The organism is Moorena sp. SIO1F2 (assembly GCF_010672755.1).
GTDB lineage: Bacteria > Cyanobacteriota > Cyanobacteriia > Cyanobacteriales > Coleofasciculaceae > Moorena.
In genome coordinates, this window is the sequence record NZ_JAAHFV010000004.1 from 72,619 (window position 1) to 97,997 (window position 25,379).

Here is a 25,379-nt window from a genome sequence, read left to right on the forward strand (position 1 = left end):
TTTAAATGGTCAGTACAGCGCCTACTGCCAAGTTTGGTCTAGATTCAGATACCATCTTTGAACTATGGCCCACTAGCGGCATTGATGAAGTGCAAGCTGTAATTCGGGCAGTTTATCGTCAAGTTTTGGGCAACCCCCACATTATGGAGAGCGAGCGGCTGGTGAATGCTGAATCGCAATTATGCGATGGCAGCATCACGGTCAGGGAATTTGTCCGGGCTGTTGCCAAATCAGATTTCTATCGCGCTCGGTATTTTGAATCCTGTGCGCCGTACCGATTTATTGAGCTGAACTTTAAGCATTTATTGGGTCGTGCTCCCCTAGATCAGACAGAAATTTCGGAACACATCCGTATCTGTATTGAGCAGGGCTACGATGCTGAGATTGATTCTTACATCAATAGTGACGAGTACCAAAATAATTTTGGGGATGATACCGTACCCTACTATTGTGGTGCTAGTAGCCAAATCGGCCAAAAGCAGGTGGGCTATAACCGTACCCTATCGTTGGTAAGGGGTCGTCCAGAAATTGATAGCTCCATCAAAAGCTCTTGCTTGGTAGAAGCGGTTGCCACCAATAGCACCAGCGAAATTGTGCCACTGGCAGGTGGTCGTGCTGCCGCTTATGCTGATGCTACCGAAAAGATGTTCAAAATTGTAGTCCGGGGTGCCATGTACAGCGGTCGTCGCCGTCGTAGTACCACTGAGTACATTGTTCCTGGCAGCAAGATGACACCCCAAATTCAGCGGATTAATCGCACTAGCGGGAAAATCGTCAGCATTACAGAAATCTCCTAATGTCTGGGGTTTTTTTTCGGAAGTTTTAAAGGAGAGATAGAAATGGGAAATTTAACTCGGTCAGCTGTTCTAGGCTTGGATGCCTTTGAAGGTGCTCCATTAGAATTGCGACCTTTTGCTACTGAAGATGATTTACAAACGGTAATTCGAGCTGTTTACAAGCAGGTTTTGGGCAATGCCCATCTGATGGATAGCGAGCGACTCGCCAATGGGGAATCAATGTTGCGCAATGGGGATATTACTGTCCGTGGCTTTGTGCGCATGGTAGCTCAATCAGCCCTGTATCAATCCCGATTTTTCCAGGGGTCTTCGCCCTATCGGTTCATTGAACTTAATTGCAAACATTTGCTGGGTCGTGCTCCCCTAGATCAAGGGGAAATCTCTGAGCACGTCAGCCTTTACAATCAACAGGGTTATGAAGCTGAAATCGATTCCTATATCGATAGTGAGGAATATCTCCAGAATTTTGGCGAGAACGTCGTTCCCTACCCCCGCAGCATCCGTAGCCAATTAGGAATTAAGAATGTGGGCTTTAATCGGATGTTCTCGTTATTGCGAGGTGCTCCTACCAGTGATAGTGGAAAACCAGCCCAGCTAATCACGTCTGTAGCTGGTAATCTATCTCCAAAAGTTAAGGCTCCAGCGATTGGCAATGGTGCAGGTTATGGCAATACTGGCAAGCGTTACCAGATTGCTGTTTCCACATGCGCTGGTGCAGCCCGGTTGAATAAGTATAGCAAGCTGAACTATCAGGTTAGCTACGAGCAACTCTCTGAACAAGTGAAGAGTATTCATAAAAGCGGTGGCAAGATTCTCAGTATTACTGAGTTAAATTGATCGAGTAGCCCGGTTATCAGTTACTAAGTCAACAGTTAATGGTAATCAAGAACAACTGTTAACTGTTAACTAATAACTGATAACTGGGAACTGATAAATGAATAGCTGTGTCAGTCAGCTAAATTTGAGCAAAGAATTTAGGAGGAATTTAAATGTCACTTTGGGTAATGGATGCTGACCCGGTAGAGTTGCGTCCTGGTGCAACAGAAGATGATCTGCAGACAGTGATTCGGGCAGTTTACAAACAGGTTCTAGGTAACCCGCACTTGCTGGAATCCGATCGCTTAACTAGTGCTGAATCGATGCTGCGGAATGGGGACATCAGTGTACGGGGCTTTGTGCGCATGGTCGCTAAATCAGACTTGTATAAGTCCCTGTTTTTTGATTCTGCTTCCCAGTATCGTTTCATTGAGCTCAACTACAAGCATTTTCTAGGTCGTGCTCCCCAGGATCAAACAGAAATTGCCGAACACGTTCTAATTTATAACACTGCTGGCTACGACGCTGAAATCGATTCTTATATCGATAGCGACGAGTATCAGTTGAATTTCGGCGAGTTTATTGTTCCCTATCCTCGTAGTAATACTACCGAAGTTGGGATTAAGAACGTAGCCTTTAATCGGACTTTTTGTTTGATGCGGGGAGATGCTACCAGTGATAGCAGTAACCAAGCCAAGCTAATTAGTGATTTAGCGGCTAATGTATCTACCAAGATTACTGCTCCTGTTGGTGGTTCAGGTACTTACGCCAATACAGGCAAACGCTTTAAGGTTACTGTAGCTAAAGCTGGTGTTGGTTCTCGCTTCAAGCGGAGTAATGCTACCTATGAAGTGGGTTACGACCAGCTGTCCGCGAGGATTCAAAATATGCACAAAATGGGCAGCAAAATTGTCAGTATTACTGAAATCGGTTAGGTTGACTGTCCGGATTCAGTAGTTGATATCAGCTAAGTATCTAGATGTTAGTTTTTGGAAATAGGCTGTGATCAATAAACAGCTAATTTCTAAAAACTAACACTATTGATTAGTTAGCTATGCATTAACTATTGGCAGTAATATTGAGTTTTTTTTAATTCACAACTAAATAAATCCAAGAGACTTTACCGATGTCAAGAATTGATTGCAGATGGTACTAGCGCTCTGAGAGATTATAGCGATCGCCAATTTGTACTAGAGGGAAAAATCTGTGTCACCAAGATATAGTAAGCACAAATGACTATAGGGTTAAGGTTTCTAGTCAAATTAAGGGTTTTAGGATTTTTTTCAGTCAATCGGCCTACTGTCAATCAACCAAGACCACATAAAAAGCTTCACGTTAACCAAAAGTAAGTTAATACTTATAAGAGTGTTTAATTAATATAATAATTTTGATATTCACAGATAAAGACTTTTTAATTAAAGTGAATTCACTATAAAGCGAAGAAAGTATTTTTCGTAAGCAAGTTTTTATATTAGTTGTTTATTAACTTTAATTAACAACATTTAACAACAAGGCATTTGGAGGTCTTTTAAATGGTAATTGGTTTTATCAACCCTGTACTAACACGCGCCTCGCAATTAGGGGTGGCACCATTTCAGGAAACAGACCCAGTTGAACTGTGGCCTAGTCATTCTGAAGAAGAAATAGAAATTGTGATTCGGGCTGTCTATCGGCAAGTGTTGGGGAATACCTATGTCATGGAGAGTGAGCGGCTCACTGTTGCCGAATCCCAACTCAGAAACGGAGAAATTTCTGTCCGGGAATTTGTGCGGCAAGTGGCTAAATCTGAGCTTTACTACTCCCGATTTTTCGACAGTTGCTCTCGTAACCGAGCCATTGAGTTGAATTTCAAGCATCTCCTTGGTCGAGCTCCTGAAAGCTATGAGGAAATTATTGAGCATACAAGGATGCTTGATCAAGGTGGTTATGAGACTGAAATCGATTCTTATATCGATAGCGAAGAATACCAGCTGGCTTTTGGGGAAAACCAGGTTCCCTATTATCGGGGCTACAAAACCCAAATAGGCAAGAGTACAGTGGGATTTACCCATCTCTTAAAACTGTTGCGTGGTGCACCTGGTAGCGATAAACCCAATGTTTGGCGGGGGAATTGGTCTCGGTTGAATCAGTTCCTGATGACCAATAGTCCCAGTAATATGGAGCCGCTTTCTGGAGCTGGTGATGTAGTAAAACCTACTGATATCAATAAACTCCTGGCTAATGTTCTAGGTCTCAATAAACCCCAAGCAGCAAGTGCCACAGAAACTCAAAAAGCACCTAAGATTCTCACAGAAGCTGAAAAACTCCTGCAAAACACGACTCAAACCTGGCAACGCCAGTATCAAGCCTGGGAAGAAATTGATCCGATTGAGCTGTGGCCAGGTCGCTCAGAAGCAGAAATCGAGACGGTGATTCGAGCAGTTTATCGTCAGGTTTTGGGAAATGCCCATGTTATGGAGAGTGAACGGCTGACTGTCCCGGAATCCCAGATCAAGCGGGGGGAAATCACTGTCCGTGAGTTTGTGCGTCAGGTTGCCAAGTCAGAGTTGTATCGGTCCAGGTTTTTCGATATCTGTCCCCGCTACCGGTCAATTGAGCTGAATTTTAAGCATTTGCTCGGTCGTGCTCCTGATGACTACTCGGAGACCTTCTATCACAGCCAAGTACTGGATGAAGGAGGTTTCGAGGCGGATATTGATTCCTATATCGATAGTGACGAGTACCAAGAGGTTTTTGGGGAGAATGTTGTACCCTTTTACCGGGGCTATAAAACCCAAACCGGCAAAAAGCTGCTTGGGTTTACTAACATGTTGGTGCTGATGCCTAGCGTTTCTAGCTCTGATAAAGACAATTTGTCAGGGAATCCACCAAGGCTGAATAAATCGATTATTTACAATAATCCCCTTGGGCAAGCCCCAGTTACTGATATCCAAGCCTTATTGGATGAAGTACTCAAGCCTAAAATCCAACCGAAGGAAGCTCCCCCAGAAGCTGACAAACAACGCTCAGAAGCGTATCAAGCCATCGAACGGAAATGCCAAGAACAAGAAGAACTGCTGGAAACCTTGCAGAAACAGCTGGCAGACTTACGACCATTGGCTAGCTTTGGAGAATCACAGTATAGCAAATGGCAGTCTTACAGTTCTTCGAGCAATGGTGGTAGTGGTTTCACCAGCATTGCAGCCCAAATCCCCATGGCAGCAGCGACTGTAGAGCCAGACAGTTATGAAGCTCTGCAACAAAAGTCTGAAAAACAGGCCCAGGAAATTGCCACCTTACAAGAAAAGATTGCTGATCAGCGCCGTTTAGCTATGATTGCAGAAACCCAGTTGAATAAGTGGCGTCCTCGTAGTTATTAGAGTAGTGATTAGAGCTGCTATTAGCTCTATGGCCAGTTGCCATAGAAATGTTTAGGTTGTTGAGGGTTGACTGTTGAGAGTTGAATGACAGCGGTCAACCCTCAACAAATAGCTGGGAAATACAAGCTTTGAACAAAAGCTTCTAAATAAAGCTTTTAACGAGGTACTTTTAACAGTAAAATATATAGACTTTAAATAGCCGATCCGGAGGAAAAGCCAATGGCCAAGAAAAGCCGTAAAACTGCTAGCCAGTATTCAGAAAGTAAGTCCAAGGTGGGGATATCCCTGACCCCTACAGGCATTGGCTTGTTGACTCAGATGGCTCAGAATACTGGATTGTCCCGCTCGGAACTAATTGAGCGTATCGCCAGAGGTAATATTGCGATCGCATGCCAGCAGGCAAGTATGACCATTGCCCTGGAAAATCCACCGGAGGCTAAGGAAACATCCTCCAACAATGGAACTACAACATCTAAAACCAAGATTCAGGTTATAGAGGGTAAGCAACCGCTACAAGCTGATGTGTCTGAGCCTGGTGGTTCTGGTGTATCCCAAGAAGATTACCAGTCTTTGCAACAGCAGGCTAAAGAGCAAGCTAATTTGATTGAAGACTTACAGCAGAAGTTAGCTCAACAAAAATCTGAAACTGCTGAACAGACCGAAAGCTATCAGTCTTTACAAAAGCAGGCACAAGAGCAAGGGAATCTGGTTAAGAAATTACAGAAGCAACTAGCTGACCAAAAATCTGAAACTGCTGAACAGACAGAAAGCTATCAGTCTTTACAACAGCAGGCTAAAGAGCAATCTAATCTGGTTAAGAAATTACAGAAGCAACTAGCTGACCAAAAATCTGAAACTGCTGAACAGACAGAAAGCTATCAGTCTTTACAACAGCAGGCTAAAGAGCAATCTAATCTGGTTAATAAATTACAGAAGCAGTTAGCAGACCAAAAATCTGAAACTGCTGAACAAACCGAAAGCTATCAGTCTTTACAACAGCAGGCTAAAGAGCAATCTAATCTGGTTAAGAAATTACAGAAGCAGTTAGCTGACCAACAATCCCAGGCGGCGCAACAAGTAGAAAGTAATCAGTTTATACAGCAGCAAACTCAAGACCAAGGGAAGCGTATTGCTGAGTTAGAGCATCAGTTGTCTAAACAACAATCTCCGGCTAATCAACCTACTGAGAGTTATGAGTCTTTGAAACAGCATAATCAAGAGCAAGAGGAGCGTATCGCCACTTTACAAAAACAAATTGTTGAGTTAAAGCGTTGGGCAACCCTTGGCAAAGCAGAGTTGAATAAGAGGCGTAGCCGAAGATTGTTTTAGCTAGTGCCCGAAAGCATCAATAATTCAATAATGATGTCAAGTCCCCTGGCTTCCTTTGTTGATAGTTTTGGGGATAATTTTTGGTTTCAATGACAACAAATAATAGTCTTATTCTAGTATTCTTATTGCTATTATTCTCGAGATGCTTTCCTGGATGAACCAAAGTTGATAATCTGTTCCAAGCGTGATATCGAACTAGCTGCTGATTCTCGGATATAGGGGTCGGCTTCCTGATTCTCAGCGGCAGCAGATAGCACTTCCATAGCTCTCTCATCCCCTAAGGAACCTAGAGCCTGTAGCACAGTAACTTGAAGGGCAATATCGTCGATGTCCAAAGCAGCTACTAGGGCTTCAAAAGCGGGTGGCCCAATAGTTCCCAGTGCGCCTACTGTCGATATTTTGACAACAGGATCTGGGTCTTTGAGGGCTTTTTGTAGACTCTGCAACCCGACAGTTGGGAAGGTTTCTTCTGAGTAATTAAGAGCGATCGCAGCCAGGGCTTTTGCACAGCTAGCCCGTACGGTGTTATTTTCACTAGTTGTTAAGGTTTCTGCCAATACCGGTACAGCATCAAGACCAATCACACCGAGAGTTTGCACTGCTGCTCGCCGATAAACCACATCCTCATCACCCAAAATTGCCATCAACTCAGAAATAGTATTCTCGGTGCGCTCTGCTGCAATCTGCCGCATGGCTCTTTCTCTGAGTCTAGGATTTTTATTTTTTAATTGTTGATATAACTCTTCTGTAGACATTAGTAGATATCAGTATCTAGCGGTTTTCAATTAGGTGAGGTACACAATTTTTTGATTTTAGGGAACAGGGAATAGGGAACAGGGAATCGGGAATCGGGAATCGGGAATCGGGAATCGGGAATCGGGAATCGGGAAACCATCCGGTGTACCTCATAACTATGGAAAATGCTATACAAAGATTAGTAGACATCAGTCTATAACCTGAGTTCGACATAACCAACTTGATCCAGGAGTCAATCGCTTCGCGACCATTCAAAAATGGTCAGTAGCTTCGATAACAATAACGAAGGGGTTCTTAGGAAAGTGCTGAACCTGTTTCAGGCACAGCACTTTGCTAAGATACCCCTTTAGTCGAAAGTACTAGAGGCAGCTAGCCACTACAGACAGTGGATCGCGATAATTCTATGACATGGAGTTGATTACATAGTCAAGATAAATGCGGTATTCAACCAAGGCTTGGGCAGACATATCACGAGGAGCGCAGCCACGATCCCGGAGGAAGGTCAAACCAGTAACATAGGTAGCAGCATCGATACCTAAGGCTTTGTAGACTTCACGAGCGCCAGCAATACCCCACTCATCCAGAGGACCAGTACCACCAACAACTAAGCAATAGTTGATCAAACGCAGGTAGTGAACGATGTCACGCTTGCACTTTTCTTTCTGAGTACCTGCATCGATGTCCCGACCACTGCCGTTAGGGAACTTTTTATAGATAGCATCAACAGCTTCTTGAGCTACAGCGTCGTAGTTACCTGCTAACTTATCAGCAGCTTCCATACGAGCAGCAGAACGTTGTAAGCTGCCTTGAACTGATTCTAGGTCAGAAGCGCTAGGAAACCGACCTGCTAGGTCAGCGGAAGCAACAACAGTGGTTAACACTGATTTCATAATTAAGATATCTCCTGTCTTAAAATTGATTTCGGCAAAAGGTCAGTGTAATTGAAATTCTCCTGAGCAGGGAGACTAGCTAATAGCACTGCCGACTGCATCGAAGTAGCTACCGACTTCTGCAGCCAAAGAGGCACAATCACCGCTAGTAACAGACTCTGTGCGTTGAGATGCAGTGTTGTTAACAAAAGCCACAGCAGCAGCCTTCATGATGGCAACAGCCCGGGTAGTATTACCAGTGGGGACGCCCAAAGCAGCGTAGGTTTCCTTAAGACCATTCAAGCAGCGGTCAGTCAGTACAGAACTATCTCCGCTCAGAACGGCGTAGCACACATAACGCAAGATGATTTCGCCATCACGTAGACAAGCAGCCATCTTGCGGTTGGTGTAAACACCGCCACCGGGAGCAACTAAACCAGAGCTTTCGCAAACGATACCAGCAACCGCATCAGTAACGATACAGCTAGCATTGCTAGCGATAAAATTCACAGCATCAAGGCGCTTGTTGCCATCAGCAATAAATCCCTTCAGAGCGTCTAAATCACCACCGCCAACAAATCCACCTTTGGCATCGGCAGCAACTACGGCTTTTGAAAAAGCGTCTAGCATTAAAATCTCCTTATCAATAACAAGGACTTAATTAAAATTATTGGTCTTGTCATTCATGAATTGACTAACCAATTTAGACGATAAAAGCTGTTTGACACTCTAGTCCCATTTATGAGAAACAAAGCAACAAAACATTACAAAAATTTCCGTCTATCGGTCTAATTGTATACTTTTGTATCAATAAACCTTTAACTGTTTGGTTAAGTGCTAAATGGTATCCTCAAGATCAGGGTCAATACCTGCTGCTCGTAACTGCTCAGCCAGCCGAGCCGCTCTTGCTAAAGCAGCTTGAGTTCTTTGGCGCTCCTCCTCCACCATAGACTCTGCTTGTTCAGCACGTTGTCGCTCTTGTTCAGCTCTTTCCCTTTCTAGAACAGCTCGTTCATCACCAATCAGCAACAGATTTCCTTCCTCATCCCACCACCTTAGCCACAGTTGAGTTTGATTTTGATAACTTCCTTGCCATAAGCCTAGTTCTACACCCAAGGGTGAAATATAATAATGCCCTCGTTCATTAGGGGTTAATTTCTGATAAAACCCACTGACCAAGGTATAGACTTCAAGAGAGCCGTTGTTTATTTGATAAATACCATAGTAGGGAATTCGGATAATTTGCTCATATACCCAAAACTTCCCTGGCTTAGTTACTTCTCCTTGAGTCGAGAGGGATAACGGGGTTTTGTCCCGTTCTTCATCCCCATTGCCACTGGCAAATTCTAATGCAATTAATGGTGCTATATGTTCCCGCCACACCACATAGGAGCGACGAATTTTACCATCTAGCTGAGGAGGGACATTGGGAACATAGAACCAATCAGGTGCTTCGGCTCCTTTCTCAGGTGGGTCAGTTTCTCGCCAGTATATACCACAGTCTTGCCCAATAGCATATTCTCCATCAGGATGTCGCTGTTGTAATATCTCTCCAATCGAATCCGTTAGAATTATGCTTTGGGGATGCTCTTGAAAGTTTTTCACAAATGTTCCATCTGACTCCGGTAGCTGGGTGTGGTCAGGAAAGGGAGGAGGTAATTTGACTCGAGGTACTGTCTCAGTCATGATCTGGCCTAGACTATGGCGGTGATAATCTCTATATTATCCTGGCTGCAAAGCGTGTGATAGGCGATCCCAATTACCAATTACCAGAGCATGGTATTAGTGCTTAGTACACTAAAGATGCTCTTCCAAGGTGACTAATGACTAATCCTAATAGCTAATGACTAGTAACCACTTTAGTAACTGCTTTCTCCCGAATCAACCAATCTGAATCATTAGCTGCCAGACCTTGACCACTGGTATCCCCAAACTGCTCTAATGCGATTAAACTGGCATATTTCAAGTCGAAAATATTGGTATTGAGGCTGTCTTTGAGTAAGGGAATTGCCCGTTCATCTCCTAAATTACCCAAGGCAATAGCAGCAGCAGCACGGGATTTCTGAAACTGGGGTGCTTTATTGTGTAGGGCTTCCACTATCAAATCGTAGGCATCGGCGTATTTCAGCCAGCCCAACAGTTTGACAACATGGTAGTGAGCACCATAATCGTTATGGGCTTTGTCAGCATAGGTAGCAAGTAGGGCGTCAGCAACAGTTTCTGGAGATAACTTGAGCAGAGTCTTACTGGCTAGATAACATCGCCCAAAATCTGTGTGGTATAGCTCGTTAATCAAGAAGTCTAAACTGGGCATTTGGTCATATTCATGAACCAGCTCTAGGTGATCAGGATGATCACGAATCACTTGATCGAGTGATGGTTCGATATCCTCAAAGGTGATATCACCGGCTGGCAACCCAGCCTCGGCCAAGAGGCGAATTCCTCGTATTCGAAAGACCATGGAAATGGGACAGGTCGCAATTTTAGGAATTCCTTGGTAGTATCGGGCATCAATCAGGTCTTGAATACAAGCTCGTCGGGCATTGACACTAGAGTGTTCTAGGAATGCCATCACTTTGTGCATCTCGGTGGTATCCCCTGTGAACCGACAAACCGTTGCGATCGCAGCACTGGCTATGGGTTCATTATCAGATTTAGTAAAGGTCTTAATCTTCTCAAGGGCTGGTTTATAGTCTAGTGCTGCCAGAGTTTGGATAATCACCCGATAAGTCTGACCTGGCTTCTCCAGCAGCTGGGCAATTTCTTCAAGAATTTCCGGATCTTGAGTGCCAATTTCCCCAATTGCCCAGACCGCATTTTCCACAGTGTAACAATCCTCATCCCCTAGACATGAGCGAATGATGGGTAGGGCTACAGAGGCTTTCAGACGACCTAAACTTTCCACTGCCTTGCGTCGAGCGATACGATGGTACAGTTCTGAGTTTTGGTCTTGCACCGTTTCCATCAGGGCATTGATTGACCGCTCGGTGGGAAAGTTAATTAAATGGGATGCAGCCAGATAGCGATCAGATTGGTCTTCTAACTGGTCTAAGGGTGTTTTTAAAAGTGCGATCGCTTGATCTTCGGTCAAATTAAATATATTTGCAAAACGTTTATCCATCAGTGATTTAGTGGTGATTTAGAAATTAACAATAGGACTTACGAAGTTTAGTTAGTTTTGCCCCCCTAACTCCCCAAAACAATCAGGGGACTCTTCGACGGTACTCAACCAATTCAGGCAAAGCAACGTACTAAGAGTCCCCAGGTGCTGATCGAAATATTAGTCAATCAGCGACGGATTTTCACCGTGATCTCCTTAGGACAAGGAGTTGATTACATAGTCAAGGTAAGTTTTGTACTCAACCAAAGCTTGAGCAGACATGTCACGAGGAGCACAACCGCGATCGCGAGTGAACTCAAGAGCTGCTACATACGGACCGGTAGGTAGGTTCAAAGAACGGTAAACTTCACGCTGACCAGCAATACCCCACTCATCTAGAGGACCAGTACCGCCAACAACTAAGCAGTAGTTGATCAAGCGTAGGTAGTGACCAAGATCGCGGTAGCACTTGTCAATCTTGACTTGAGAATCCCCAGCTTCACCAGATTCCTTTAGGTAAGGATACTTCTTAAAGCAAGCATCACCAGCTTCTTTGGTTACTTTATCAATGCCTTCTGCTAGCTTTTCAGCAGCTTCCATACGAGCAGCAGCCCGCTGTAGGCTACCTTGAACGGACTCAAGGTCAGAGCTGCTAGGAAAACGACCTGCAGCATCGGCAGCAGTAACAACTGTGCTTATAACTGATTTCATTCTTATATATCTCCTGAATGGGTTTTGACAAAGATTATACTTAGCTTTTGGCTTCCCCAGCTCGCTTTGGCAGGAGCTTGGTTATCTTAGGCAAAAGGGAAAGACTAGCTGATAGCAGCAACTACTGCATCGAAGTAACCAGCAGTTTCAGAAGCTAAGGAGGAACAATCCCCAGAAGTTACTTCAAACTTGCGCTGGCTAGCGGTGTTGTTAACGAAAGCAACTGCAGCAGCTTTCATGATTCCAACAGCACGAGCTGTGGAGGTGGTGGGTACACCCAGAGCGCTGTAGGTTTCCTTCAGACCATTCAGGCAGCGGTCGCTTAGTACAGAAGCATCACCAGCCAAGATGGCATAGGTCACGTAGCGGAGGATGATTTCACCATCACGCAAGCAAGCAGCCATGCGGCGGTTGGGGTAGCAGTTACCACCAGCTTGAATCAAACCAGTGTTTTCGCAGATCATGCCAGAAATAGCGTCGGAAACGATGCAGCTGGCGTCGCTGGCGATAATGTTTACAATATCAAGGCGCTTATTACCATCAGCAATAAAGCCTTTGAGAGCAGCCAGGTCTCCAGCACCTAGACATGCGGTTTTGCTATCTGCTGTAACTACAGCTCTGGAAAAAGCGTCAAGCATTGAAATCTCCTTAAATTAAAGGTACTTAACTAGTTTGCTATCTTGCTGGTTATTTATCTTTGACCAGCTCAATATGAACATTAGAGGATAATCGGAACCGCAGTCTCATTTATTAACAACAAAGTAATAATTTGTAATATTCGTTACAAGGTCACCAGTCGATCACACAGGAGTCAGTTAACCGACTCGGCAGTTATATACAAAACTTAATAATTACAGGAACTTAGCTGTGATATATGCTAGCGCTGATATTGAAAACCTAAATCATTTTGGAAAAATACCTCCCTTGACCATAGTGCGTCTACTGTTGACGATGGCAATAGGGCTATATATATATAGCGTTTCTCATAGCTATGAGGTTCACAGGATTTTTTTCCACTTCCGAAGTTCCCTCTTCTGACTTCCCTACTCCCTACTACCTACTCCCGCGCAACCCAGGACGAAAGTACCTCAAGCAATTGGTAAGCATTAAGCTATCAGCCATTGGCCTTGGCCAACAGCTGATAGCTTAGCTATAAACGAGACCAATTGATTTGACTATGAATGTGGGCAAAGCACAGGGCAATGAAGGGCTCAAAGTACCATTCCAGGGTGTCTTTCCAGGGGGAATCATAGTCCGCTGCTGGGTTAATCATTAATTTCCTCTTGTTCGGCTGATTAATCTAATTAATCACCAAACCCTGTTTCCCTGCTCTGAAAATATCTCTGTCGTACGTAAATATGGGGGCGGTGGGACTTGAACCCACACGACCGTTTAAGGTCAACGGATTTTCATTCTCCCGTAGCTTTCGCTACTGCCATAGCTGGCTCTTGAGAATTGGACTCTCTCTTTACCCTCGGCTTTACGTTAGGGTAGCTCCCGTCGAGTCTCTGCACCTTCCGAGAGGTTTTCCCGGCTTGGCTCAGGATTGCCTTATCTTTGACCAGACTTAGGTTTCCCTGAGTTTGAGAGCATTCACATGACAGATTTCTCCATCAGTGCTCAATTTCCTTAAGTCCGTAGCGTCTACCATTCCGCCACGCCCCCTGGTTGATATCACATAGCGGTGGGTTTGCGTTTACCCATCAACCACTGTGATTTCACTGTTTTCTATTTAACCATGAACTGGGGCTACTATGCAAGTATAGTATTGAAATTTTTGAAATTTTTAGGATGGGGCAAAGTCTGCCTCTGGGGGAACACAGGGCAGCATGTTCGACCTAAGGTAGTATAGTAGGGTTGAGCGATTGACCTTGGCCTTTGGGCCACGCTAAGCGAAGCAAATGGTCACGCTACGCGAACGCATTTTTGTCTTCTGTGTCCTAAACCAAAATTCTATGATTACTGCGATACTATACCTGTCTCTGGCAGGAGCCTACTTATTGGTATTCCCTCTCGCCATCTATCTCTACCTACAGAAACGGTGGTACGTTGCTAGCTCCTTTGAGCGAGGCTTCATGTACTTCATGGTCTTCTTATTCTTTCCAGGTTTATTACTCTTCAGTCCAATCTTAAACCTCCGCCCCAAGCGGCGTCAGCCACAAGGGTAAGTCAGTCACTTAAGCGATCATTAGTAATTCATGCGACGAATTGACGCGATTGGAATTGCCCTTGGTATCTTTGCTACTGGCGGCATAGCCTACTTGATCTTTCAGCTTGCTGGGTACGATCACATCCAAGCCGGGATTTGGAGTCAAGTCCTCTTGGTTGGGGGGTTAGTTGGGTGGGTGCTAACCTACCTGTTTCGAGCCCTGACCCAAACCATGACCTATAACCAGCAGGTGAAAGACTATAAAGATGCTGTCCTGCAAAAGCGACTCGAAGAAATGACACCAGAAGAACTTGCCCAACTCCAAGCAGAGGTGGAACAGGAAAAGCGTTTGACCAAGGCACAGGACGATTCCTCCATATCCCCCCTTAAGCAGGAGGGGCAGGGGCAAAACTAGATGACGAATGACCAATGACAAACATTTCCGATTGCTTCGGATCCCTGAGATCTAACTCCCAGTGTGCTCTGATTCCTTTTATTACCGCTGGGGATCCCGATTTAGAAACCACAGCCAAAGCCTTGCGGGTACTCGACCAATCCGGTGCTGACATCATTGAATTGGGAGTACCCTATTCCGACCCCTTGGCCGATGGTCCAACTATCCATGCTGCTGCGACTAGAGCATTACAAAAAGGTGTGCAGTTGGATGATGTTCTGGCAATGGTAAAGGAAGTTAGCCCAGAGTTACAAGCGCCAATTGTCCTATTTACCTACTACAATCCCATTCTCAACCGAGGGATTAATTCCTTTTTAGAGCAGATTGCTGAAGTGGGGGCGAAAGGCTTAGTGGTGCCTGACTTACCCCTGGAAGAAGCTCAAATATTGCTCAAACCTGCAGCAGAGCTTGGGATTGAAGTGATATTGTTAGTGGCACCAACTTCACCAACAGAACGGATTGAAGCGATCGCTAAACAGTCTCAGGGCTTTATTTACCTAGTCAGTGTTACCGGTGTCACCGGGATGAGAACTCAGCTGCAATCACGGGTACAAGACTTACTCAATCAGATGCGTGGTCTAACCGATAAGCCAATCGGGGTTGGCTTTGGTATCTCCCAGCCAGAACAAGCTAAGCAGGTCAAAGATTGGGGTGCAGATGCAGTGATTGTGGGTAGTGCTATAGTAAAACGTTTGGCAGATGGGACGCCATCAGAAGGCTTGTCAGCCATTGGGGACTTTTGCCAAAGCCTGAAATTAGCAATTACGGAGTGAAGCCATGGATCCTAGGGCTTGGCATTTACTGTCACGGTCTAGGATACGGATCAGAAACTACTGAGCAGATTAATCGTTCGTATTTAGCTTCTGTTTCATATCCAGATAGGTTCTCGGATTGAAATTCTTTCTGGGATTTATAGCAATCCGTGTAGGAATTGAGAGAATTTTGATGCCATATTCCCTACTCCCTACTTCCTACTCCCTGTTCCCTGTTCCCTGTTCCCTGTTCCCTTTGCTATATCAATTTCGTTTCCAAACACTGTTACGAAATCCTCTTTCATACTGATAACTGTCCAACCACGAGCGTCGGCCTCCCGAAGAGCATTCTCCGCACCTGTATCGTAGACATATTCCCGGGGATCATCGTGGTGAACCAGCATCATCAAAGCTGGACCGTCTTGCTCGTCAGTGTACTGAAGCATTTCTAAATCACCATCGGAATTACCAACTGTGATAATTGGTTTTTTACCAATGTAGCGCTCAATCCCCACTACTTTACCTCCTTTAGTATTAATGGGTTGCACCAGTTCTGGCTTCCGAACCAAGACATGGGATCCATCGTCTTTGGTGATAAACTCGGTTTGGATGCTACTACCAATGATGTTTTCAGGGGGAATACCGTAGGCATCTTCGGCATAGGAGCGAATGAAATCAATCCCCCCCCCAGAGCAAATATAGACCTTGAAATCATTACTCCTGAGATAGTTGACCAGTTCAACCATGGGCTGGTAAGTCACCTTTATGTATGGAACTCCAAAGTCTGGATGCTTTGAGTTATCCAAAAATTCCCTAGCCTTCTGTTGATAGTCTTCTGTTGTCATTCCCTGGAGTTGAAGATCGTCTAGGATTACATCCTTTTGACTTAAAGAAGCAAGTTCTTTGAAATCTGGCAATGGATTACCTAGCTGTTCTAGGATAAATAACCGCTGAATAGTTGTGGGTTTTTCAGTCCACAGGGTTCCATCATTATCAAACGTGGCGATGCGATCGCTAGGACGAACGTAGTTATCACTGTTGGGATTGGTAACCTCTTGTACAAAGTTAACAATCGTTTGCTTAGCCGCACCCTGATTCCAAGACAGTAAGGGGTCATAGTCCGCAGCAGCAGGGGCACATCGGACAAAGCCTCCTAGGTAAAACACTGATAAGAGAATCGACAGGAAAACTAAAAACGTTCTTTTTTTCATGACCTAAGATTTATCGGGTGTAATTGCTGATCCGCTTCAAGGCAAACAAGGCTATTTTTACCGACTAAACCAATCTTGTCAATATAATCTTTTCCCATTAGTTAACCCTGTTCCAAGACACAAAAATGTTTCCTAGAACAGGGTTATAGCAGTCGAATTATAGATTAGGAGGTTAGCGGAACAGCCATGTCTACTCCCTCTCGTAAATCTTCAATCGTACCACGTGACTTTCTCCGTTGGTTTTTAATCGGAAACCAATAATGTTCTATCTCATTTCAATCAGGAGAGTAACCAAGCAAATAATCAATTCTATAGCAATTGTCTTTCCCATGAGGTACAAAGGGATACCCCTAAATCCCCCTTAAAAAGGGGGACTTTGAATAAATGCTATATAATTTTTTCAGATTTAGGAAAAATTATCAGGCTTAACTAACCTAAATCCAATGTGAGTCGTTCCTGTATCCGGTGATTGAGACTCCCGAGCAGCAGGACGATAGCGACTACAATAATTAGGAGCACACAGGTAAGACCCGCCTTTAATTACATGTTTAGCAACACCCGGTTCTCTCGGGTCGAAGCTTTCTTTTTGATTAGGTCCTGTAGGATTAAGGCTGTGGGCTTTGCCATTGTGACCGATGCTATACCAATCTGAAGTCCACTCCCAGACATTACCAGTTATGTCATACAAACCATAACCATTTGGTTCAAAAGAACCTACAGGTGCAGTGCCGGTGTGACCATCAGCTTTGGTGTTGAAAAAGGGGAAGAATCCTTGCCAGGTATTCGCCTTCTGGGCCGAGTATTGCTCACCCCAGCTGTAGGTGGCATCATCCATTCCACCGTGAGCAGCATATTCCCATTGGGCTTCTGTGGGTACTGACTTCCCTGCCCACTTAGCATAGGCTTGAACGTCTTCATAGGCAACATGGACGACGGGATAGTTCTTTTTACCCTTAATGTCGCTCTTTGGACCAAAGGGATGTCGCCAGTCAGCCCCAGGAGTCCACTTCCACCAGCTCAGGTAACCCACTGGTCTAACCCCATTGTCCGGCATCTGAAAGACTAGGAAGGTGCCCGTTGCTCCTCTGTTAAGTCCGGAAACTGTTCGGAGGAGAGGGGACGCTCTGCTACTGTAATATAACCAGTTTCCTTGACAAATTTGGCAAATTCGGCATTAGTGACTTCGTATTTATCGATGCAGAAGCTCTCAACGGTAACATCTTCGGCAGAGCGCTCGGAAGGATAGTAAACGTCGGAACCCATCTTGAAAGTACCGCCAGGGATTAAGGTCATACCTTCAGGGCAGCTATTTACCGTGGGAGATGCCTTGACTTGTGTGGCAGTGCCAAGGACTAGGCATACTGTCAGGAAACTGAGGAAAAGTTTGAATAGAAGTGATTTTAACCAAGGAGTGTTCATTGTTGAGTCAGAAAAGCTATTAGTACGTAGGCATTTAGCGGTCAGCGATCCGTTCAGCTATCAGGCGTTGCCCAAAGACCAATGGCACCTCAAGTAGCGTGCCCATAGCCCATAAGCTGAATATCACTAAGCCACTCCATAGCCTGTGTAAGGACGTTTATAACTGGGATGTAAACCGAGAATAATATCGTCTTTTGGTATACCCATTTCCACCAAATCTTGTGCCAAATCAGCTTCTGTCATATTTCGCTGAATCCAAATTCTACCATCTTTGATATCTAAATGGATGAAACAGTTATAAACTCGTTTGAGTCCATCCCAGCCGATATCTAGAAGTTGATAATGGTCATGTTCTGTGTCAAAAATAAGTTGACCTTCAATCTCTGAATCTGAATTAGTCGCTTCTAACCTGGCATGATTAGTTAATAATTGGCGAATTATTAATCGGTACTTTTCTAATTTTTCCATTGAATTATTACCTCCTCAACAGGATTGTATATGAGTAATTTTACTTGATCAACCTTAACGGCTTCTTGGGGCAATTTTTCTTGGAATAATGATTCAAATGTATCAACAGGAACTCCCAGATAAAGTATTCTATCTGATTCGCTCATTTGTAATGCTAGGCGATAGTTTAAAAATTGAAAAGCGTGCAGCATGAAAATCGGTAATTGCCGAAGTATTGAGGAAACTTTTTATTTCAACTGCTATTTTTCGTTCTGCTTTTTGAGCTGCTATAACTTTATCTGCTGCTAAATCTATTTCAAGCTTAACTCCCTCAATCTTAATTTTTAGGGGATCTGCTGTGATAATCCAATCGTCTTTTTGGAGTGCTTCTTTTACAGCATCATGGAATAGGTCTTTGGCAGCCATTACTTTTTCTACAACTTCTAGCACTATTATCCTTCAATAGTGAGCGGGATGCTTACCGCAACAAAGGGGAACCATTATAATGAGTAGTGGACTAACACAGCTAAAATGGTGCTTTAGTAAAATCCCTAAATCCCTTGTCAATTAAGGTTTTTACCAAAAATATATTCTACTACTTTAGCTGTGTTANTGCATGGAAATTACCCAATTTACCTACTTCCTGGAGATACATAGCTAATCGTTCCAAACCATAGGTGATCTCAATGGGTACAGGACGACAATCAATGCCACCACACTGTTGGAAGTAGGTAAATTGGGTAATTTCCATGCCATCTAACCAGACTTCCCAGCCAACTCCCCAAGCCCCCAGGGTAGGAGATTCCCAATTGTCTTCAACAAAGCGAATGTCATGGTCTTCAGGGCAAATACCTAAAGCTTTGAGGGAATCTAGGTAAATGTCTTGAATATTATTCAGTGACGGCTTGATCAGTACTTGGTATTGGTAGTAGTGCTGGTAGCGATTCGGGTTTTCGCCGTAGCGTCCATCGGTGGGTCTTCGGCATGGTTCAACATAAGCAACTGACCAGGGTTCTGGACCAATAGCTCTCAAGAATGTATGAGGACTCATGGTCCCTGCTCCTTTCTCGGTATCGTAGGACTGGGCAATCAAGCAACCATGTTTTGCCCAGAATTGATTCAATGTTGCAATTACTGATTGAAAATTCACTTACACCTCCAGTGTTTGGTAACGGTAACTTATGGCGAAGACATTTCTTGATCCAAAGGGCGAGTGGCCAGGGGCGGTGTCGGTCACGCCGTGATTCTCCTTTCTCCTTTGGAGACGCTGCACGAACAGAGACACTAAGTAAACGCACCTTGTAAGCCCCGTGGAAACTAGGCCAGTTGCTAATGGGTTAAACCCCATAATGAAGCCATTTTATCCCCAAGACCACCCTGCATCCCTATAATTTATTCTGGCGCAAATGCCTTGTCAGAGCTAGCTTAGTAAGTTGTTCAACAATGGATTTCATGGTGCCAGTGCAAAGGGCTGTTCACTAATCTTGCTTCTGAATGGGAACAGCCACTACTTACCGATTAATCCTAGACGTAACCGGACAATTAGTGTAAATCCAGGTGAATTTCCCGTTTCACTGGGAAGCATCGGAGTAGTTATCCCAAGCTGCACTTAAACGACCAACCGACACGCCCCTGTTCAGGTATGTATCTAAATACACAATAATTACCGAATAATTCTCCCGACTCCCGACTCCCTAACCCCTCCTGGGAGGGGTTAGGGGTGGGTTCCGACTCCCGACCCAAATCTAACGAACCCACCCCTGTGACCTGAGAGCGTCCCATTCTTCCCCTGATCAGACCTCGTCAACCGATTCAAAAAAAAAATTTTTAAATTCTAAAACCCTTGCCATACCTAGGCTTCAATGATTCATTCCCAAAAAAGTTTCGGTTTTAGGTTGACAAACGCTTTTTTACCCTTTACATTAGTAAATGGCGATGAGGAAAGCCAAGCGCACCGCACCGCCCCGAACCAAGAAAAATCTATAGTTTGAGAGCCAATATACGGTCGCTACTCGTCAAGAAATTTTCAGGTTAATCTGACCTCATTATAGGACAGATTGGCCAAAACTAAAACCTAAAATTCCGAACCGGGTCTCGTGTTAACCGTAACGGTTGACTGAGAGTCTGGTGAAGAGAAAAAAAACAACTTGAGTACCATGGAGAGTTTGATCCTGGCTCAGGATGAACGCTGGCGGTATGCTTAACACATGCAAGTCGAACGCCCCTTCGGGGGAGTGGCGGACGGGTGAGTAACGCGTGAGAATCTGCCTTAGGGTCGGGGACAACCACCGGAAACAGTGGCTAATACCGGATGTGCCGAGAGGTGAAAGATTTATTGCCATAAGAGGAGCTCGCGTCTGATTAGCTAGTTGGTAGGGTAAAGGCTTACCAAGGCAACGATCAGTAGCTGGTCTGAGAGGATGAGCAGCCACACTGGGACTGAGACACGGCCCAGACTCCTACGGGAGGCAGCAGTGGGGAATTTTCCGCAATGGGCGAAAGCCTGACGGAGCAATACCGCGTGAGGGAGGAAGGCTTTTGGGTTGTAAACCTCTTTTATCAGGGAAGAAGAAAGTGACGGTACCTGAGGAAAAAGCATCGGCTAACTCCGTGCCAGCAGCCGCGGTAATACGGAGGATGCAAGCGTTATCCGGAATTATTGGGCGTAAAGCGTCCGTAGGTGGTACCTCAAGTCGGCTGTTAAAGACCAGGGCTTAACTCTGGGCAGGCAGTGGAAACTGAGGAACTAGAGGGCAGTAGGGGTAGAGGGAATTCCCGGTGTAGCGGTGAAATGCGTAGATTTCGGGAAGAACATCGGTGGCGAAGGCGCTCTACTGGACTGAACCTGACACTGAGGGACGAAAGCTAGGGGAGCGAATGGGATTAGATACCCCAGTAGTCCTAGCTGTAAACGATGGATACTAGGTGTAGCTTGTATCGACCCAAGCTGTGCCGAAGCCAACGCGTTAAGTATCCCGCCTGGGGAGTACGCACGCAAGTGTGAAACTCAAAGGAATTGACGGGGGCCCGCACAAGCGGTGGAGTATGTGGTTTAATTCGATGCAACGCGAAGAACCTTACCAGGGCTTGACATGTCGCGAATCTCGGTGAAAGCTGGGAGTGCCTTCGGGAGCGCGAACACAGGTGGTGCATGGCTGTCGTCAGCTCGTGTCGTGAGATGTTGGGTTAAGTCCCGCAACGAGCGCAACCCTCGTTTTTAGTTGCCAGCACTTCAGGTGGGCACTCTAGAGAGACTGCCGGTGACAAACCGGAGGAAGGTGGGGATGACGTCAAGTCAGCATGCCCCTTACGCCCTGGGCGACACACGTACTACAATGGTCAGGACAATGGGCAGCCAACTCGCAAGGGGGAGCTAATCTCATCAAACCTGGCCTCAGTTCAGATTGCCGGCTGCAACTCGCCGGCATGAAGGAGGAATCGCTAGTAATCGCCGGTCAGAATACGGCGGTGAATCCGTTCCCGGGCCTTGTACACACCGCCCGTCACACCATGGAAGCTGGCCACGCCCGAAGTCGTTACCCTAACCCGTATGGGAGGGGGATGCCGAAGGCAGGGTTGGTGACTGGGGTGAAGTCGTAACAAGGTAGCCGTACCGGAAGGTGTGGCTGGATCACCTCCTTTTCAGGGAGACCGACTGAGACCGACTCGAAGCCAAAGGTGCAAGAGCGGGAATCAGGTCAACCGAGGTCGAAGGGTAGAAGACTAGGCTCTCAAACTATTTTAGGTTCGGTAATGGGCTATTAGCTCAGGTGGTTAGAGCGCACCCCTGATAAGGGTGAGGTCCCTGGTTCGAGTCCAGGATGGCCCACATCTTAATAAAAGCTCAGGCGGTAAGCAATCAAAGCCAAGAGCGTGCTCAAGGCCAAAACCAAAAATACTGTCAAAAAGAACAGCACCGGGACATGGTAAAAGCCAGTTCAGGATGCTGGGCTTAAAGTCCAGTAAAGAACCAAGAAAATTGCATAGCTAAGTGTAGAAAAGCCAAAAAGTCGAGCCGCGAGCGAAACAGTGGAACAGGCTTCCAGCCTGTGAAGTAAGCGGTAAAAAAGAACAAAAATGGTCAAGCTACAAAAGGCTAACGGTGGATACCTAGGCACACAGAGGCGAAGAAGGACGTGGTGACCGACGATAAGCTTCGGGGAGCTGGAAACGAGCAGAGATCCGGAGATTTCCGAATGGGGCAACCCAAAAACGGCTGACTGAATCAATAGGTCAGAACGAGCGAACCCAGCGAACTGAAACATCTTAGTAGCTGGAGGAAAAGAAAGCAAAAGCGATACCCTCAGTAGCGGCGAGCGAAAGGGGCACAGCCTAAACCATCAGCAATTGCTGGTGGGGTAGTGGGACAGCATAACGGAAACTGAAAACTAGATCAAGCAGCTGAATACTGCACCAGAGAAGGTGAAAGTCCTGTAGTCGAAAGTGGAAAGTTTGCAGCTGGATCCCGAGTAGCACGGGGCACGTGGAATCCCGTGTGAATCAGCGAGGACCACCTCGTAAGGCTAAATACTCCTGTGTGACCGATAGGGAAACAGTACCGCGAGGGAAAGGTGAAAAGAACCCCGGGAGGGGAGTGAAATAGAACCTGAAACCGTTAGCCCACAAGCAATGGGAGGACGATTAAACGTCTGACCGTGTGCCTGTTGAAGAATGAGCCGGCGACTTACAGCCAGTGGCAGGTTAAGAGGGAGAAACTCGAAGCCAAAGCGAAAGCGAGTCTGAGAAGGGCGCTAGTCACTGGTTGTAGACCCGAACCCGGGTGATCTAACCATGTCCAGGATGAAGCTTGGGTGACACTAAGTGGAGGTCCGAACCGACCGATGTTGAAAAATCGGCGGAGGAGGTGTGGTTAGGGGTGAAATGCCAATCGAACCCGGAGCTAGCTGGTTCTCCCCGAAATGCGTTGAGGCGCAGCGGTTGGGAAAAGCCTGGGGGTAAAGCACTGTTTCGGTGCGGGCTGCGAGAGCGGTACCAAATCGAGACAAACTAAGAATACCAGGTGTAGTCCCAACCAGTGAGACAGTGGGGGATAAGCTTCATTGTCAAGAGGGAAACAGCCCAGACCACCAGCTAAGGCCCCAAAATGCGTCCTAAGTGAGAAAGGAGGTGGGAGTGCAAAGACAACCAGGAGGTTTGCCTAGAAGCAGCCATCCTTGAAAGAGTGCGTAATAGCTCACTGGTCAAGCGCTCCTGCGCCGAAAATGAATGGGGCTAAGGACGATGCCGAAGCTGTGGGATAGAAATATCGGTAGGGGAGCGTTCTAAGTAGGGAGAAGCACTAGCGGCAAGCAGGTGTGGACAGCTTAGAAGTGAGAATGTCGGCTTGAGTAGCGAAAACATTGGTGAGAATCCAATGCCCCGAAACCCTAAGGGTTCCTCTGGAAGGCTCGTCCACGGAGGGTTAGTCAGGACCTAAGGCGAGGTCGAAAGGCGTAGTCGATGGAAAACCGGTTAACATTCCCGTACCATGAGCAGTTGAGACCGGGGGACGGAGAAGGCTAACTATCAGCCGGGGAATGGTAGTCCCGGTGCAAGCCAACGAGGTGAAGAGGAACGGAGAAAACGTTCTGAGCTGAGTGGTGAGTCCGACCCGCTAAGGCGGGGAAGTGATGGCAGTCAGGCTTCCCAGAAAAGCCCGAAGTCTCATAGACTGGTCATGCCTGTACCCGAAACCGACACAGGTGGGGTGGTAGAGAATACTAAGGGGCGCGAGGTAACTCTCTCTAAGGAACTCGGCAAAATGGCCCCGTAACTTCGGGAGAAGGGGTACCACCGAGAGGTGGTCGCAGTGAAGAGCTCCAGGCGACTGTTTATCAAAAACACAGGTCTCCGCGAAGTCGCAAGACGCAGTATGGGGGCTGACGCCTGCCCAGTGCCGGAAGGTTAAGGAAGCTGGTGAGGTTCGCCGTAGCTAGCGACCGAAGCCCCGGTGAACGGCGGCCGTAACTATAACGGTCCTAAGGTAGCGAAATTCCTTGTCGGGTAAGTTCCGACCCGCACGAAAGGCGTAACGATCTGGAGACTGTCTCGGAGAGAGGCTCGGCGAAATAGGAATGTCTGTGAAGATACGGACTACCTGCACTTGGACAGAAAGACCCTATGAAGCTTTACTGTAGCCTGGGATTGTGTTCGGGCTTGGTCTGCGCAGGATAGGTGGGAGGTGAAGAACATGCCCTCGTGGGGGCATGGGAGCCGACGGTGAGATACCACTCTGACGAAGCTAGGATTCTAACCTGAGACCGTAAGCCGGTTCGGGGAAAGTTTCAGGTGGGCAGTTTGACTGGGGCGGTCGCCTCCAAAAAGGTAACGGAGGCGCGCAAAGGTTCCCTCAGGCTGGTTGGAAATCAGCCGAAGAGTGCAAAGGCAGAAGGGAGCTTGACTGCGAGACCAACAAGTCAAGCAGGGACGAAAGTCGGCCTTAGTGATCCGACGGTACTGAGTGGAAGGGCCGTCGCTCAACGGATAAAAGTTACTCTAGGGATAACAGGCTGATCTCCCCCAAGAGTTCACATCGACGGGGAGGTTTGGCACCTCGATGTCGGCTCATCGCAACCTGGGGCGGAAGTACGTCCCAAGGGTTGGGCTGTTCGCCCATTAAAGCGGTACGTGAGCTGGGTTCAGAACGTCGTGAGACAGTTCGGTCCATATCCGGTGCAGGCGTAAGAGTATTGAGAGGAGCCCTCCTTAGTACGAGAGGACCGGGAGGGACGCACCGCTGGTGTACCAGTTATCGTGCCAACGGTAAACGCTGGGTAGCCAAGTGCGGAGAGGATAACCGCTGAAAGCATCTAAGTGGGAAGCCCACCTCAAGATGAGTACTCTCACTCTGTTAAGGAGGTAAGGTCACAGCGAGAACAGCTGTTGATAGGCGTTAGGTGGAAGTTTAGTAATAGATGAAGCCGAGACGTACTAACTGACCGAGGGCTTGACCATAACCAGAACGGGCAAAACGGGCAAGATGCCCATTCCACCTTAGATGCCCATTCTACCTTCATCGAAATTTGGCTTTTACGGGCAAGATGCCCATTCTACGACACTAGCTATGCAATCTTAATGGTTCGGAAGCAGAACGGGCAAAACGGGCAAGATGCCCATTCCACCTTAGATGCCCATTCTACCTTCCTGGTGCTTATAGCGCTACGGAACCACACCGACCCCATCCCGAACTCGGAGGTGAAACGTAGCTGCG

28 protein-coding genes, 1 tRNA gene and 3 rRNA genes are annotated in these 25,379 nt (G+C 46.3%); 15 read left to right on the forward strand and 17 right to left on the reverse strand.

Annotated features, from left to right (window positions below; genetic code table 11):
- The first annotated feature begins 5 nt into the window (after nucleotides 1–5).
- The 5 genes from F6J94_RS01285 to F6J94_RS01310 all read left to right on the forward strand — a co-directional run bounded on the left by F6J94_RS01285 (nucleotide 6) and on the right by F6J94_RS01310 (nucleotide 6,301).
- Nucleotides 6–797 carry a phycobilisome rod-core linker polypeptide gene (locus tag F6J94_RS01285; protein ID WP_293036045.1) on the forward strand — a complete coding sequence of 264 codons (792 nt, stop codon included), beginning with the start codon at nucleotides 6–8 and terminating at the stop codon, nucleotides 795–797.
- Between the two features lie 42 nt (nucleotides 798–839).
- Nucleotides 840–1,634, forward strand: coding sequence for a phycobilisome rod-core linker polypeptide (locus F6J94_RS01290; RefSeq protein ID WP_293036051.1), 795 nt, complete (start codon nucleotides 840–842; stop codon nucleotides 1,632–1,634).
- Nucleotides 1,635–1,786: 152 nt separating this feature from the next.
- Nucleotides 1,787–2,548: a phycobilisome rod-core linker polypeptide gene (locus F6J94_RS01295; protein ID WP_293036058.1), complete on the forward strand. Its 762-nt coding sequence runs from the start codon at nucleotides 1,787–1,789 to the stop codon at nucleotides 2,546–2,548.
- A 597-nt stretch (nucleotides 2,549–3,145) separates the two neighbouring features.
- Nucleotides 3,146–4,972 (forward strand): phycobilisome rod-core linker polypeptide, encoded by a 1,827-nt coding sequence (locus F6J94_RS34070; protein WP_367142144.1) that lies wholly within the window; start codon nucleotides 3,146–3,148, stop codon nucleotides 4,970–4,972.
- A gap of 219 nt (nucleotides 4,973–5,191) precedes the next feature.
- The gene (locus F6J94_RS01310; RefSeq protein WP_293036063.1) at nucleotides 5,192–6,301 is read left to right on the forward strand and encodes a hypothetical protein; all 1,110 of its coding nucleotides are present in this window, start codon (nucleotides 5,192–5,194) and stop codon (nucleotides 6,299–6,301) included.
- Between the two features lie 131 nt (nucleotides 6,302–6,432).
- Here the strand turns inward: F6J94_RS01310 and F6J94_RS01315 are convergent, their stop codons facing one another.
- The 8 genes from F6J94_RS01315 to F6J94_RS01350 all read right to left on the reverse strand — a co-directional run bounded on the left by F6J94_RS01315 (nucleotide 6,433) and on the right by F6J94_RS01350 (nucleotide 12,375).
- Nucleotides 6,433–7,056, reverse strand: coding sequence for a HEAT repeat domain-containing protein (locus F6J94_RS01315; protein ID WP_293036069.1), 624 nt, complete (start codon nucleotides 7,054–7,056; stop codon nucleotides 6,433–6,435).
- Between the two features lie 16 nt (nucleotides 7,057–7,072).
- Complete coding sequence (locus tag F6J94_RS01320) at nucleotides 7,073–7,210, reverse strand: hypothetical protein (RefSeq protein ID WP_293036075.1); 138 nt, start codon at nucleotides 7,208–7,210, stop codon at nucleotides 7,073–7,075.
- Nucleotides 7,211–7,458: 248 nt separating this feature from the next.
- Nucleotides 7,459–7,947 carry a bleomycin hydrolase gene (locus F6J94_RS01325; RefSeq protein WP_075904211.1) on the reverse strand — a complete coding sequence of 163 codons (489 nt, stop codon included), beginning with the start codon at nucleotides 7,945–7,947 and terminating at the stop codon, nucleotides 7,459–7,461.
- 75 nt (nucleotides 7,948–8,022) lie between these two features.
- Nucleotides 8,023–8,556, reverse strand: coding sequence for a phycocyanin subunit beta (locus F6J94_RS01330; RefSeq protein WP_293036084.1), 534 nt, complete (start codon nucleotides 8,554–8,556; stop codon nucleotides 8,023–8,025).
- Nucleotides 8,557–8,763: 207 nt separating this feature from the next.
- Nucleotides 8,764–9,612, reverse strand: coding sequence for a Uma2 family endonuclease (locus F6J94_RS01335; protein ID WP_293036087.1), 849 nt, complete (start codon nucleotides 9,610–9,612; stop codon nucleotides 8,764–8,766).
- Between the two features lie 154 nt (nucleotides 9,613–9,766).
- Nucleotides 9,767–11,047, reverse strand: a complete 1,281-nt coding sequence (locus F6J94_RS01340) for a HEAT repeat domain-containing protein (protein WP_293036091.1) — start codon at nucleotides 11,045–11,047, stop codon at nucleotides 9,767–9,769.
- Between the two features lie 195 nt (nucleotides 11,048–11,242).
- Complete coding sequence (gene cpeA, locus F6J94_RS01345) at nucleotides 11,243–11,737, reverse strand: class 1 C-phycoerythrin subunit alpha (RefSeq protein WP_075904203.1); 495 nt, start codon at nucleotides 11,735–11,737, stop codon at nucleotides 11,243–11,245.
- A gap of 104 nt (nucleotides 11,738–11,841) precedes the next feature.
- Entirely contained in the window at nucleotides 11,842–12,375 is a 534-nt protein-coding gene (locus tag F6J94_RS01350) for a bleomycin hydrolase (protein ID WP_075904201.1), read from the reverse strand.
- Nucleotides 12,376–12,728: 353 nt separating this feature from the next.
- On the opposite strand from F6J94_RS01350, the gene F6J94_RS01355 reads away from it, so the two are divergent.
- Nucleotides 12,729–12,887: a hypothetical protein gene (locus F6J94_RS01355; RefSeq protein ID WP_158069820.1), complete on the forward strand. Its 159-nt coding sequence runs from the start codon at nucleotides 12,729–12,731 to the stop codon at nucleotides 12,885–12,887.
- Here the strand turns inward: F6J94_RS01355 and F6J94_RS01360 are convergent, their stop codons facing one another.
- Nucleotides 12,888–13,010, reverse strand: coding sequence for a hypothetical protein (locus F6J94_RS01360; protein WP_293036100.1), 123 nt, complete (start codon nucleotides 13,008–13,010; stop codon nucleotides 12,888–12,890).
- A 628-nt stretch (nucleotides 13,011–13,638) separates the two neighbouring features.
- Here F6J94_RS01360 and ndhL point away from each other — a divergent pair.
- From ndhL to trpA, 3 genes are read left to right on the forward strand one after another with little or no spacing between them, the layout of a single operon-like run.
- Complete coding sequence (gene ndhL, locus F6J94_RS01365) at nucleotides 13,639–13,905, forward strand: NAD(P)H-quinone oxidoreductase subunit L (protein ID WP_267876526.1); 267 nt, start codon at nucleotides 13,639–13,641, stop codon at nucleotides 13,903–13,905.
- A gap of 30 nt (nucleotides 13,906–13,935) precedes the next feature.
- Nucleotides 13,936–14,301: a DUF3007 family protein gene (locus F6J94_RS01370; RefSeq protein WP_293036103.1), complete on the forward strand. Its 366-nt coding sequence runs from the start codon at nucleotides 13,936–13,938 to the stop codon at nucleotides 14,299–14,301.
- A 14-nt stretch (nucleotides 14,302–14,315) separates the two neighbouring features.
- Nucleotides 14,316–15,113, forward strand: coding sequence for a tryptophan synthase subunit alpha (trpA, locus tag F6J94_RS01375; RefSeq protein WP_293036107.1), 798 nt, complete (start codon nucleotides 14,316–14,318; stop codon nucleotides 15,111–15,113).
- 191 nt (nucleotides 15,114–15,304) lie between these two features.
- Here trpA and F6J94_RS01380 read toward each other — a convergent pair whose 3' ends face one another.
- The 3 genes from F6J94_RS01380 to F6J94_RS01390 all read right to left on the reverse strand — a co-directional run bounded on the left by F6J94_RS01380 (nucleotide 15,305) and on the right by F6J94_RS01390 (nucleotide 17,566).
- A complete protein-coding gene (locus tag F6J94_RS01380) occupies nucleotides 15,305–16,303 on the reverse strand; it encodes a haloacid dehalogenase-like hydrolase (RefSeq protein ID WP_293036111.1) in 999 nt (332 codons plus the stop codon).
- 406 nt (nucleotides 16,304–16,709) lie between these two features.
- The gene (locus F6J94_RS01385) at nucleotides 16,710–17,357 is read right to left on the reverse strand and encodes an SUMF1/EgtB/PvdO family nonheme iron enzyme (RefSeq protein WP_293036114.1); all 648 of its coding nucleotides are present in this window, start codon (nucleotides 17,355–17,357) and stop codon (nucleotides 16,710–16,712) included.
- A gap of 8 nt (nucleotides 17,358–17,365) precedes the next feature.
- Nucleotides 17,366–17,566, reverse strand: coding sequence for an SUMF1/EgtB/PvdO family nonheme iron enzyme (locus tag F6J94_RS01390; protein ID WP_269086982.1), 201 nt, complete (start codon nucleotides 17,564–17,566; stop codon nucleotides 17,366–17,368).
- Between the two features lies 1 nt (nucleotide 17,567).
- On the opposite strand from F6J94_RS01390, the gene F6J94_RS01395 reads away from it, so the two are divergent.
- Entirely contained in the window at nucleotides 17,568–17,819 is a 252-nt protein-coding gene (locus F6J94_RS01395) for a hypothetical protein (RefSeq protein ID WP_293036117.1), read from the forward strand.
- A 29-nt stretch (nucleotides 17,820–17,848) separates the two neighbouring features.
- On the opposite strand, the gene F6J94_RS01400 is transcribed toward F6J94_RS01395, so the two are convergent.
- From F6J94_RS01400 to F6J94_RS01415, 5 genes are all read right to left on the reverse strand, one after another.
- On the reverse strand, nucleotides 17,849–18,190 hold the full coding sequence (locus F6J94_RS01400; protein WP_293036120.1) for a XisI protein: 342 nt from the start codon (nucleotides 18,188–18,190) through the stop codon (nucleotides 17,849–17,851).
- A complete protein-coding gene (locus F6J94_RS34075; protein WP_366511346.1) occupies nucleotides 18,178–18,336 on the reverse strand; it encodes an element excision factor XisH family protein in 159 nt (52 codons plus the stop codon). The genes F6J94_RS01400 and F6J94_RS34075 overlap by 13 nt, the downstream gene beginning before the upstream one ends.
- Entirely contained in the window at nucleotides 18,320–18,619 is a 300-nt protein-coding gene (locus tag F6J94_RS34080; RefSeq protein WP_364302047.1) for an element excision factor XisH family protein, read from the reverse strand. The genes F6J94_RS34075 and F6J94_RS34080 overlap by 17 nt, the downstream gene beginning before the upstream one ends.
- 145 nt (nucleotides 18,620–18,764) lie before the next feature.
- A complete protein-coding gene (locus F6J94_RS01410) occupies nucleotides 18,765–19,319 on the reverse strand; it encodes a glycine--tRNA ligase subunit alpha (RefSeq protein ID WP_367142145.1) in 555 nt (184 codons plus the stop codon).
- A 443-nt stretch (nucleotides 19,320–19,762) separates the two neighbouring features.
- Entirely contained in the window at nucleotides 19,763–19,951 is a 189-nt protein-coding gene (locus F6J94_RS01415) for a hypothetical protein (RefSeq protein WP_293036123.1), read from the reverse strand.
- Between the two features lie 371 nt (nucleotides 19,952–20,322).
- Between F6J94_RS01415 and F6J94_RS01420 the strand changes: the two genes are divergently transcribed.
- The 5 genes from F6J94_RS01420 to rrf form a co-directional block, all read left to right on the forward strand.
- Nucleotides 20,323–21,811, forward strand: a 16S ribosomal RNA gene (locus F6J94_RS01420).
- 113 nt (nucleotides 21,812–21,924) lie between these two features.
- A tRNA-Ile gene (locus F6J94_RS01425) sits at nucleotides 21,925–21,998 on the forward strand.
- Nucleotides 21,991–22,125, forward strand: coding sequence for a hypothetical protein (locus F6J94_RS01430; protein ID WP_293036127.1), 135 nt, complete (start codon nucleotides 21,991–21,993; stop codon nucleotides 22,123–22,125). The genes F6J94_RS01425 and F6J94_RS01430 overlap by 8 nt, the downstream gene beginning before the upstream one ends.
- A 123-nt stretch (nucleotides 22,126–22,248) precedes the next feature.
- Nucleotides 22,249–25,123: ribosomal RNA gene (locus tag F6J94_RS01435) — 23S ribosomal RNA — on the forward strand.
- Nucleotides 25,124–25,311: 188 nt separating this feature from the next.
- Nucleotides 25,312–25,379, forward strand: a 5S ribosomal RNA gene (gene rrf / locus F6J94_RS01440); the annotation flags it as partial.

Bases quoted from the DNA above. Each gene is read 5' to 3' on its own strand.
- trpA (WP_293036107.1), top strand. From the start codon at position 14,316: ATGACAAACATTTCCGATTGCTTCGGATCCCTGAGATCTAACTCCCAG.
- F6J94_RS01355 (WP_158069820.1), top strand. From the start codon at position 12,729: ATGAGGTTCACAGGATTTTTTTCCACTTCCGAAGTTCCCTCTTCTGAC.
- F6J94_RS01285 (WP_293036045.1), top strand. From the start codon at position 6: ATGGTCAGTACAGCGCCTACTGCCAAGTTTGGTCTAGATTCAGATACC.
- F6J94_RS01315 (WP_293036069.1), bottom strand. From the start codon at position 7,056: ATGTCTACAGAAGAGTTATATCAACAATTAAAAAATAAAAATCCTAGA.
- F6J94_RS01370 (WP_293036103.1), top strand. From the start codon at position 13,936: ATGCGACGAATTGACGCGATTGGAATTGCCCTTGGTATCTTTGCTACT.
- F6J94_RS01400 (WP_293036120.1), bottom strand. From the start codon at position 18,190: ATGGAAAAATTAGAAAAGTACCGATTAATAATTCGCCAATTATTAACT.
- F6J94_RS34070 (WP_367142144.1), top strand. From the start codon at position 3,146: ATGGTAATTGGTTTTATCAACCCTGTACTAACACGCGCCTCGCAATTA.
- cpeA (WP_075904203.1), bottom strand. From the start codon at position 11,737: ATGAAATCAGTTATAAGCACAGTTGTTACTGCTGCCGATGCTGCAGGT.
- F6J94_RS01385 (WP_293036114.1), bottom strand. From the start codon at position 17,357: ATGCCGGACAATGGGGTTAGACCAGTGGGTTACCTGAGCTGGTGGAAG.
- F6J94_RS34075 (WP_366511346.1), bottom strand. From the start codon at position 18,336: ATGAGCGAATCAGATAGAATACTTTATCTGGGAGTTCCTGTTGATACA.
- F6J94_RS01350 (WP_075904201.1), bottom strand. From the start codon at position 12,375: ATGCTTGACGCTTTTTCCAGAGCTGTAGTTACAGCAGATAGCAAAACC.
- F6J94_RS01335 (WP_293036087.1), bottom strand. From the start codon at position 9,612: ATGACTGAGACAGTACCTCGAGTCAAATTACCTCCTCCCTTTCCTGAC.
- F6J94_RS01415 (WP_293036123.1), bottom strand. From the start codon at position 19,951: ATGGGACGCTCTCAGGTCACAGGGGTGGGTTCGTTAGATTTGGGTCGG.
- F6J94_RS01430 (WP_293036127.1), top strand. From the start codon at position 21,991: ATGGCCCACATCTTAATAAAAGCTCAGGCGGTAAGCAATCAAAGCCAA.
- F6J94_RS01320 (WP_293036075.1), bottom strand. From the start codon at position 7,210: ATGAGGTACACCGGATGGTTTCCCGATTCCCGATTCCCGATTCCCGAT.
- F6J94_RS01325 (WP_075904211.1), bottom strand. From the start codon at position 7,947: ATGAAATCAGTGTTAACCACTGTTGTTGCTTCCGCTGACCTAGCAGGT.
- F6J94_RS01330 (WP_293036084.1), bottom strand. From the start codon at position 8,556: ATGCTAGACGCTTTTTCAAAAGCCGTAGTTGCTGCCGATGCCAAAGGT.
- F6J94_RS01295 (WP_293036058.1), top strand. From the start codon at position 1,787: ATGTCACTTTGGGTAATGGATGCTGACCCGGTAGAGTTGCGTCCTGGT.
- F6J94_RS01290 (WP_293036051.1), top strand. From the start codon at position 840: ATGGGAAATTTAACTCGGTCAGCTGTTCTAGGCTTGGATGCCTTTGAA.
- ndhL (WP_267876526.1), top strand. From the start codon at position 13,639: ATGGTCACGCTACGCGAACGCATTTTTGTCTTCTGTGTCCTAAACCAA.
- F6J94_RS01390 (WP_269086982.1), bottom strand. From the start codon at position 17,566: ATGGGTTCCGACGTTTACTATCCTTCCGAGCGCTCTGCCGAAGATGTT.
- F6J94_RS01360 (WP_293036100.1), bottom strand. From the start codon at position 13,010: ATGATTAACCCAGCAGCGGACTATGATTCCCCCTGGAAAGACACCCTG.
- F6J94_RS01310 (WP_293036063.1), top strand. From the start codon at position 5,192: ATGGCCAAGAAAAGCCGTAAAACTGCTAGCCAGTATTCAGAAAGTAAG.
- F6J94_RS01340 (WP_293036091.1), bottom strand. From the start codon at position 11,047: ATGGATAAACGTTTTGCAAATATATTTAATTTGACCGAAGATCAAGCG.
- F6J94_RS01380 (WP_293036111.1), bottom strand. From the start codon at position 16,303: ATGAAAAAAAGAACGTTTTTAGTTTTCCTGTCGATTCTCTTATCAGTG.